Origin of the sequence: Xenorhabdus sp. PB62.4 (genome assembly GCF_014467285.1) — a bacterium.
Taxonomy (GTDB): domain Bacteria; phylum Pseudomonadota; class Gammaproteobacteria; order Enterobacterales; family Enterobacteriaceae; genus Xenorhabdus.
Genome location: NZ_NKHR01000052.1, coordinates 1 through 6,582, shown reverse-complemented (window position 1 = coordinate 6,582; position 6,582 = coordinate 1). Strand labels below are relative to the sequence as shown.

6 protein-coding genes and 1 pseudogene are annotated in these 6,582 nt (G+C 53.7%); 4 read left to right on the top strand and 3 right to left on the bottom strand.

Going from position 1 to position 6,582, the window contains the following annotated elements; all coding sequences use genetic code 11:
• From Xenpb_RS18825 to Xenpb_RS20215, 4 genes and pseudogenes are all read left to right on the top strand, one after another.
• Positions 1 to 1,226, top strand: a pseudogene (locus tag Xenpb_RS18825) (virulence protein); the annotation flags it as partial.
• 79 nt (positions 1,227 to 1,305) lie between these two features.
• The gene (locus tag Xenpb_RS18820; RefSeq protein ID WP_187655667.1) at positions 1,306 to 4,134 is read left to right on the top strand and encodes an RHS repeat-associated core domain-containing protein; all 2,829 of its coding nucleotides are present in this window, start codon (positions 1,306 to 1,308) and stop codon (positions 4,132 to 4,134) included.
• Positions 4,135 to 4,399: 265 nt separating this feature from the next.
• The gene (locus tag Xenpb_RS18815) at positions 4,400 to 4,702 is read left to right on the top strand and encodes a transposase (protein ID WP_187655666.1); all 303 of its coding nucleotides are present in this window, start codon (positions 4,400 to 4,402) and stop codon (positions 4,700 to 4,702) included.
• The gene (locus tag Xenpb_RS20215) at positions 4,696 to 4,824 is read left to right on the top strand and encodes a hypothetical protein (protein ID WP_255523203.1); all 129 of its coding nucleotides are present in this window, start codon (positions 4,696 to 4,698) and stop codon (positions 4,822 to 4,824) included. The genes Xenpb_RS18815 and Xenpb_RS20215 overlap by 7 nt, the downstream gene beginning before the upstream one ends.
• Before the next feature lie 5 nt (positions 4,825 to 4,829).
• Here Xenpb_RS20215 and Xenpb_RS18810 read toward each other — a convergent pair whose 3' ends face one another.
• The 3 genes from Xenpb_RS18810 to Xenpb_RS18800 all read right to left on the bottom strand — a co-directional run bounded on the left by Xenpb_RS18810 (position 4,830) and on the right by Xenpb_RS18800 (position 6,502).
• A complete protein-coding gene (locus tag Xenpb_RS18810) occupies positions 4,830 to 5,747 on the bottom strand; it encodes an integrase domain-containing protein (RefSeq protein WP_187655665.1) in 918 nt (305 codons plus the stop codon).
• A 239-nt stretch (positions 5,748 to 5,986) separates the two neighbouring features.
• Positions 5,987 to 6,178, bottom strand: coding sequence for a hypothetical protein (locus tag Xenpb_RS18805; protein ID WP_187655664.1), 192 nt, complete (start codon positions 6,176 to 6,178; stop codon positions 5,987 to 5,989).
• Positions 6,179 to 6,292: 114 nt separating this feature from the next.
• Entirely contained in the window at positions 6,293 to 6,502 is a 210-nt protein-coding gene (locus Xenpb_RS18800; protein ID WP_187655663.1) for a hypothetical protein, read from the bottom strand.
• Positions 6,503 to 6,582 lie beyond the last annotated feature (80 nt).

Sequence of the window (6,582 nt, the reverse complement as noted above, 5' to 3'; positions counted from 1 at the left end):
GCCCCGAAGAAAACCCGACCCGGCAGGCATTGGTGGCTTATACCGAAACCGCGGTTTTTGATGAGCTGGCGTTGCAGGCCTTTAATGGCACATTAACCCCTGAAGCCTTGGAAAAGAAATTAATTGAGGCGGGTTATTTGTATATTCCTCGACCGTTCAATACCGGGGCGGAATCGGCGGTTTGGGTTGCCCGTCAGGGCCATACCGATTACGGCGGGACGGAGGCGTTTTACCGTCCGTTGGCCCAGCGCGCTACGGTGCAGGTTGGAAAAAACGTCATTCATTGGGATACCCATTACTGTGCCGTCATTCGCATGCAGGATGCTGCCGGCCTATATACAGATGCCACCTATGATTACCGCTTCCTGACCCCCGTTCAGATAACGGATGCGAATGACAACCAACAACACATCACCCTGAATGCGCTGGGGCAAGTGTCATCCAGCCGGTTCTGGGGGACAGAGGCAGGCACCCCGCAGGGTTACACCCCGCCTGAAAAGTACCCATTTACACCGCCCTCCTCCGTGGAGGAGGCACTCGGCCTGAAACCCAATCTTCCGGTCGCTAATTGCATCGTCTATGCACCGCTGAGTTGGATGCCGCTGGCGCACAGCTATCAGGAATCTATGGCGGGCTTTACATGGCAGGCACTGCTTGACGCGGGAGTAGTGACGGAAGATAAGCGGATTTGTGTGCTGGGTTTCCGGCGCTGGCAGCAACGTCAGGGTATTGTGATGGATGAGCAGGCATTAACCGATTCACGGGAGCCTGTCCATGTTCTGGCGCTAGCCACTGACCGTTATGACACCGACCCTGAGCAACAACTGCGTAAGAGCGTCACCTACAGCGACGGCTTTGGGCGTTTACTGCAAAGTGCCGTCTACCATGCGCCAGGGGAAGCCTGGCAACGAGCCGCAAACGGCAGCCTGAGTACGGACGCGACAGGAAAACCCATCGTCGCCCGTACCACCACCCGCTGGGCGGTCTCAGGCCGGACCGAGTATGACGGCAAAGGACAACCTGTCCGAACCTACCAGCCCTTTTTCCTGGATGCCTGGCAGTACCTCCGCGATGACAGTGCCCGGCAGGATTTGTATGCCGATACATACCGTTATGATCCCCTTGGCCGGGAATACCAGGTGAGAACCGCCAAAGGCTATTTACGTCAAAATCGGCTGACACCTTGGTTTGTCGTGAATGAAGATGAAAACGACACGCTCTCTTAGTTAACTCGATAACGTTAAATAATTAGACCTTCCTGCCAGAGACGGGGGAAGGTTAACTACTCTATAAAGGCAATGTCTTATGACTTTAAACCGCGGCAATAACTTGTATCAAAACACGCCGGAAGTGGCTGTCCTGGATAACCGGGGGCTGACCGTTCGCGAGCTCCATTATCACCGCCACCCGGATACCCCCACCAAAACCGATGAGCGGATCACCCGCCATCGGTTTACGCTCGCAGGTCGGCTAGCACACAGTATTGATCCGCGTCTGTTTGACTTACAGCAGACGGATAATACAGTCAATCCCAACTTGATTTATGATATTGCACTGACGGGTGAGGTTGTGCGCACAAGGAGTGTCGATGCAGGTAATACCCTGATGCTGAATGATATTACGGGTCGCCCCGTACTGGCCATCAATGCAACCGGGGTCACCCGCACATGGCAGTATGAGCATGAAACCTTACCCGGACGCCCGCTCAGTATCACCGAACAGCCTGCTGGCGAAACGGCCCGTATCACAGAGCGTTTTGTCTGGGCCGGGAACACTCAGGCAGAGAAGAACAGCAACCTGGCCGGACAGTGCGTGTGTCACTATGACACCGCCGGACTGAACCAGACAAACAGTATTGCACTTAACGGCATCCCGCTGTCCGTCACGCGCCAACTGCTGCCGGACGATACGGACGCAGACTGGCAGGGAGGCAATGAATCCGCCTGGAACGACCGGCTGGCGACGGAAAACTTCACCACCCTGAGCACGGTGGATGCCACGGGCGCATTACTGACCCGTACGGATGCAATGGGTAACGTACAGCGGCTGGCGTATGATGTGGCAGGATTGCTGACGGGTAGCTGGCTGTCACTGAAAGGGCAAAAAGAGCAGGCCATCGTAACCTCTCTGGCCTACTCGGCCGCAGGGCAAAAACTGCGCGAAGCGCACGGCAATGGTGTGGTGACTACTTACACCTACGAGCCACAGACCCAGCGCCTGATCGACATCAGAACTGAACGGCCGACCGGGCATGCTGCCGGTGCGAAGGTACAGCAAGACCTGCGCTACGAGTATGATCCGGTGGGCAATGTGCTCAGTGTGCGCAATGACGCCGAAGAAACGCACTTTTGGCGCAACCAAAAAGTGGTACCGGAGAACAGGTATGTCTATGACAGCCTGTACCAGCTGGTCAGCGCCACCGGGCGCGAGATGGCGAATGCCGGTCAGCAGGGTAACCACCTCCCGCCGGGATCCTCCTTCGATAATGCCATGTATACAAACTATACCCGCACCTACACCTACGACCGTGCCGGCAACCTGACGCAGATACGCCACAGTGCGCCTGCTACGAACAATAACTACACCACGGGCATCACAATCAGCGACCACAGCAACCGGGGCGTGTTAAGCACGCTTACGGAAACCCCGTCAGAAGTGGATGCGCTGTTCACGGCTGGAGGGTATCAAGCACTGCTGCAACTGGGCCAGACACTAGCCTGGACGCCACGCGGTGAGCTGTTGAAAGTGAGTCCGGTGGTGCGTGACGGAGCGACAAACGATGGCGAAAGCTACCGTTATGACGCATCCAGCCAGCGTGTGCTGAAAGTCAGCACCCAGAAAGCCAGTAACACCGTGCAGACGCAGCGGGTGTTGTATCTGCCGGGTCTAGAATTGCATACCACAACAAACGGCAGCGCAGAAACAGAACATCTTCACGTCATCATGGTGGGTGAGGCCGGGAGGACCCAGGTGCGGGTACTGCACTGGGAGAGTGGAAAGCCGGCCAATATCGGCAATGACGCGCTGCGTTACAGCTACGACAATCTCATCGGCAGCAGTGGCCTGGAAGTGGACGGCGGCGGTAACCTCATCAGCCAGGAGGAATACTATCCGTATGGCGGCACAGCCATCCTCGCGGCGTGCAGCGCGATGGAGGTGGATTACAAAACCCTCCGGTATTCGGGCAAGGAGCGGGACGCAACGGGATTGTATTACTACGGCTATCGCTATTACCAGCCCTGGGTTGGGCGGTGGCTCTCTGCAGATCCGGCGGGCACAGTGGACGGACTGAACCTGTACCGGATGGTTGGGAACAACCCAGTGACGTTCACCGATCGGGATGGTCTGATCCGAGAGGATCAGCACGAACGTCATTCAGACACCGTGCCTGGCACGGATTTAGGGATTGCCCATCGCATGATCGACCACAGTACTCGGCGGATTTTCCAGCAAGCTCAGAATGGAACCGACAGAATAAACGCGGAGAAATCGGTGGCCAGAAAAAACGCGTTTGCAGGCGAGACGAAATTTACCAACAAGAAACTCAAAGAGTACGCCGCGCACGCGGCGGTCGTCGCCGTTCTCGACGATCGCGTCATTTATACCCGACATTTTCTCAACCTGCCCGGCAGCTTGGAGTCAGACGAGAAAAAGAGGTTCCCAGGTGTTAGCCTGTCTGGAGACAATGTCGGTACGACGCCATCTTACGAGGTGACCGATAGGCAGCAATTTATCGGGGGGATTAAGAAAGCGTATTCGGAAAAAAAAATCTATTCCCACCGGAACGCCACACCTGTCACCAAGCCGACGGATTTCGGTGAAAAACCGGTTCCGTTACATCCGATTATCGAAAAACGGATCATCGAACATCTCGATAAAAATAATAACCGGCTTCCCATGATGGCCGGGATCGCCGGCCTGCACGCGGAGGTGCAGGCACTGAACTTCGCCTTACACCGTTTTGATGAACTGGGGATCGACAGCCAGGAAAGTCTGGAGCGGACATATATCTATACCAAGCGCCTGGTTGGTAAAGACAAAAATGCAGATTTCCCGGCCTGCTTCAACTGTTCAGGCATCCTTCGCGGGAAAGAACGAGTGATGACGGGGAGGGTGGCCACCACTTTGCATTGATCCTGCACTGAATCAGCGCTCCCAAACGCGGGGGCGCTCCGTCGTATTAACGCAGGTGAGTCATCAAAAGCTGTGCTGCTTTTTAGGCAACTTTTAATCACCCGCGGGATCCAACCCGTACGGATGAATTACGTGACCGCATCTTGGCCGCAGATTTACCCATCTAGCCTTTATCTGTTTGGTAAGGCTCCGGTGATCTCACCTTGTTCCTTCCATCCGGCACATGCACGCTACGGCTTCTTATCTTTCATTTGGAGACCCAATCATGCGCCGTAACCGATACACCCCGGAACAAAAACAGCAACATGTGACCCAATGGCGGCACAGTGGCCTGACCCGAAAACAGTATTGTCAACAGCATCAGCTGAACTTTTCCTCTTTTCGGGACTGGATCGCCGACAGTAAAAAAATCTCTCACGACTTCAGCCTGGGTTTGTCAGCATTGTTACCCGTTTCACTCCCGTCTGCCCAAACACCCACGGTCACCCTGCAGACGCCCGACGGCTATGTTATCATCTGCCCGCTGGCATTATTGCCGGGAGTGATTCAGGTACTGACCCGATGCTGAAACCCGAACAGCTTTTTCTGGTGCGGGAACCTGTCGATATGCGCCGGGGGATTAATGCTCTGAAACAGTACGATCAAGCGGTAATTCATTTTCTGATACTGAAAATAATGTCAGAAGCGTGATGATCTTATTCATCCTCAATATTCTGGTAATACACCTGCTTGATATAGCGTCCTCGCCCATCGCCATGCCCCAAATCCATCGATACCAGCGCCAGCGCTTCCCGCTCGCTGAATCCTTGCGCTGTATAATGCGCCCCGGATTGTTGGGCAAAATGGTAGCGCATACTGTGCGGGGCTTTATTGCCGTTCAGTCCTGCACTTCTGACAATGTATCGGTAACGGTCTATGGCCTGAGTGATAGTGGGTTTATCAATCAGTTTGCCGCTGCGATCGGCCTGCTCGCATTCGGCGTAAGCAATAGCGTGTTGTAAGGCTTCCCGATCCAGTATCAGCGTCTGTCTGGGCCACCCGCCTTTGGTGCCGAATACCACCCGCACGGAGGTATGCCCGTTTTCCAGCGCTTTTTTCCAGGTCGCCAAGGATTTATAAGCTTCCACCGCTTCTTTGGTACGTAACCCCAGTACATACGCCAGTTGCATTACCGCCGCCACGCGCCGGTCTTTTTGCTCAACCTGCTGTAAAACCGCCTGAAATTCCGCAGGCATTAATGCCGTTTTGGTGCCTGTGCGACTCGTCCCGACAATACCCAGTGCCCGGTTACTCAGGCGGGAGTTATCCGGTGCGGCCAGTTTATACCTGCCCGCCTGCCTTAAAATCGTCCGCAGTGCTGACATCTCATTTTGCAGGGTTCGGTGGCTGATCTTGTTGGCCTTACGCTCAGCAATATAGCGCTCAATATATTTGGCTTTGAGGCTGTCCATTTGTCGAAGCCTGATGTCATTGTCTTTCAGAAAATTAAGGAATTGCCGGGCAATCCGCTCACGATCCACGACAGTGGCAAAACTTCCGCGCCCGTTTCGGGCATGGGTGATAAATTCTTTTCTGAACTGTTCGATTTTCGAACGTGCCGATTTCTGCGCCATTCTCGCCTTTCCCACTCATTTGCTTCTTTTTCATTCGTTTTTAAACAAGTCCCTGCGTGTCGGTTCAGGTCCACCGTTCCGTGGTGCGTCAGATAATGTGTAGCAGGGGAAAATTGCGTTGAGTTTTTGCAGGAGTCCGCTACGTGCTGAGCACGGCGGTGGAGTACTCCCCGTTCAGTGCCTGATTTTAGTCAGGATGAACGCCTCATTAATCATGACGTGGTGTGATTTTTCCTTTTTTACTGCATCAGCCTGTTGTCAGGCGTCAGGTTAAAAAACAAACGAATAACGTGGTTCAGAATCAGAAAATGCCCGAAATAACGGGTGACTTTGAGTAATTCGTGGTTCAAATCAATCGTAAAGCCAGACCAGACGCGTTCTGGACGTTGGCCGCCCGGCGGCGTCACTTGGTAATCGCTGCGCTTTAACACAAGTGACGCCGCGCCGTTTTCGGGACGTTTATCGTGATAAATGCAAAATGCAGGTGAATGTTGTACCGGTTAAAACGGTATCGATTAACGTAAGGCAGAGCATGTTCTGCTCGGTTATGTATGTGAATAGCCGATGATGAATACCACCGGGAAACTTTCATCCTCAGACGGAGGGTTAGGTGTCCGAGGATATCTGCTTCCAAAAGTGCGCAGATGTACCACAATTCTTACTCTTCCTTTCAGGCTACGGGAGTTAATGAGATGGTCTTCCCCACCTTGTGAACCATACTCTTTATAGAGTATTTTTTCTGGAGAGTCCATCATGCAAAACGTCACCCTTATTGGTATCGATCTCGGCAAGCATTCTTTCCATATCCATTGTCAGGACAAATTCGGCAAGACTA